At 52.4% G+C, this 2,762-nt stretch carries 2 protein-coding genes; both read right to left on the reverse strand.

Going from position 1 to position 2,762, the window contains the following annotated elements; all coding sequences use genetic code 11:
* A partial coding sequence (locus tag ACT6Y9_RS10180; protein WP_443744446.1) for an IS1634 family transposase occupies positions 1–1,620 on the reverse strand: 1,620 nt, incomplete at its 3' end.
* A 195-nt stretch (positions 1,621–1,815) separates the two neighbouring features.
* Entirely contained in the window at positions 1,816–2,538 is a 723-nt protein-coding gene (locus ACT6Y9_RS10185) for a GntR family transcriptional regulator (RefSeq protein WP_443744447.1), read from the reverse strand.
* Positions 2,539–2,762: the final 224 nt, after the last annotated feature.

Genomic DNA, 2,762 nt, shown 5'->3' on the forward strand with positions numbered 1-2,762 from the left:
CAAGTTGTTGATTGCCGAAACGTGTTCCGGATTCCTGGCAAGCTCGTTTGGAATGGTGCCGTTCATCTTGGTGCGCAAGTAGGTCAGGATGCTCAGCCCGACGAAAGTCGTCATAAGAAGACCTTCAAGAGCGGCGCTCGAATGGACGCGGGTGCTCGTGAGCAAATGCTGGAACATGAGCTTGAAAGCCGCTTCCACTTCGTTTCGCTGGCGATACTTGGTAAGCGCATCCATCAGCGAGATGTCGACGTTTCCGACCAGACCAAAGTATCCGAGACCACAGCATTCATAACTCACCCTGGCTTTATCAAGAACCAGATCTCCTTCAGGGGTCACATCGAAGAATTCGAGATTCTTCTTGTCCGCCTGAGATAATGCGTTTTCTTTCTTTCGAGGCCATGCCTTTTCGAAGGCTTCGAGACGATCAAGAAGTTCGTCTGTTTCAGTCATTTCCTTGTTCGGGCTTCTGAAAACATAGGAGTGCACCGTCATTCGATGGCCATTGCCGACAACGACCGTTTCGCTTTTAACGCCATAGCATCGCTGCTGCCTCAAGTAGGTTTGCTGATCGTAAAAATCGCTGTTCTTCTGATCGATGACCTCCCGGACGATTTTCATTGAAGTCTTGGCGCCGATCAGGAATCTGTATCCATCCCGATCCAAGTTGGCAAACTCTTTCTGATCCGGATGCCCGCGATCCATGAGAATCAATGGGGATTTGGCAGAGATGCCGATGTCCGTCCACATCTTGCGAAGATCGTCCAGCGTGTTGATGTCGGAATCATTGCCGGCATAAGCTCGGTAGCAGATCAGGCTGCCGTCCTTGACGTTGATTATCAAAGACACGTTGATCTGAGGTCCGTAAGAACCGTCTGTTCGCTTGCCGACGGCTGCAAGACTGATGTTTTCAGAGTTGCAATCTACTCGTGTGCCCTCGAGGACAAGGATTTTTCCTTCTTCCAAATGGCTTGCACATGCCTTTGCCATTTTGAGAGACAGCGTCTGCTCGTTGCCGATGTTCTGGAAAAACTCAGATGCACGCAGAGAGCTCAGACAGCCGTGGCCAATGAACTTTTGCCGAGTTGACTCCTTGTCTGCAAGGTAGGTTTTGTCTGTTGTAATGGCGGAATGCATGGCCAGATTAACGCAAGCCATGGTCTGCTCAGGATTGTTGTCAAGAACGCTGCCGACATTTTTCAACATGCCGTTCGAATACAAAATCGAGGCACAAATTGCCGTAGCGCCAATAGAAAGCTGCTGATCGCAAGCAATCTCCGAATCGAGACCCACGTCAGCAATTGACTCAACCTTGTTCGCATTGAGCTTTTCGAGAGCTTGCTGGCGCATTGCCGGATTCTTCCAGCGCTCCGGCGGACGATGCTCAAAGTCCGGTTCGTTCTGAACGTAGTACAGGTTAGGCAGAAATTTCTTCCCATCCGGCGACAAGGTTCCAATGTAATCGCGTTCCTGCTTGCGCCTTCTGCCTTCGCGGAAGCAATAGGGGAAATAAACGTACCAAGTACCCTTTAGGCACTGGTACTGCGCATGAGCTGGCAGTCCTTTGATTTCATCCCTGTTCGGGCGGTCTTGTTTTTCAGTTTTGATTCCCCTATCGAGCATTTTGACACCTTATGAGACTGTAGAATATTATACGATCTTTCAAGTTAAAAATCAACCACGGATTTACCACGGGGTTCCAAGTGCCTCACCGATTTCAGCGGTCATCAACTACGATCTACAGCCCGTAAATCCGAGATTTTTGGAATCAGGCTAAAGAGCTTTCGTGAGGGCTTTCGACGACTTTTCGGTTCCTTATCAGACGATTCGGATGCAGAAATACCTCGGATCCGCGTATTCGGTTCTGAATTCGCAGATGCGTCCATCCTGTGCCTTGGCTATGCGGGTGAGGCGGATCAACGGGTGTGAGGGTGCCAATCCCGCTTCAAGCGCCAACGGCAGATCTGCGGCCGCGACGGCATCGATGGTGTCGGCGGCCGAGGCGATGTGAACGCCGCATTCGCGCTCGTAGCAGGCGTATAGCGAGAGATCCGGTCCGCAAAGAAGCAGTTTTTCCTTAGTGAACCCGGAGAAAACATCGGCTCTCAGAAAAATGATGTCGAAGCACGGCGTCAGGCCGTGTGTTTCCGTCATGATGCGGTGAACGGCCAGGACGGGACTGCCGGCAGGTACTGCGAGTTTCGCCGCCGTCCTTTCGTCGGCCGGTATCGTTTCAAACCGCACGACTTGATTGTTGACGTACCGGCAGAGTCTGCCGTCCCGCCGCTCAATGCGCTGATAGCGGTTCCAGTAGCCCGCCGCAGAGAATTTCGACGCATAAATCCCGCCGCCGTGTACGGTGGTGAGGATTTCCTCACGCACAAGATCGTCAACGGTTCTTCGTACGGTTCCCACACCAAAGCCGCTTTCGGCTGCGAGACCTTTGAGCGTCGGCAGTTTTGCGCCTGCCTCCCAGCGGCCGTTGAGCAGCTGCTCGCGAAACCACAGGCGGCAGCGGGAATAGGCGGGAAGCTTCAACATGGTGACAAATCCGTAATTGTGCATACACACTTCAGACGCTCATCCTAGCGCACAACGGCGCCCCTAGTATAGCGTTCGCTAAATAACGCCATTAATAAGTTCGTGGACCTCGCCCATTTTCCCTTTCCAGCGGAAAGGAACGGGGTCCTCGTTACATTCTGCCAGCCACCGTTCGATATGGTTGCGAAGCTCGTCCTTTGAGTTGACTCGCAGCCCTCGAAGGC

The sequence above is a fragment of the Sutterella sp. genome (genome assembly GCF_052272535.1).
Classification (GTDB): domain Bacteria; phylum Pseudomonadota; class Gammaproteobacteria; order Burkholderiales; family Burkholderiaceae_F; genus Sutterella.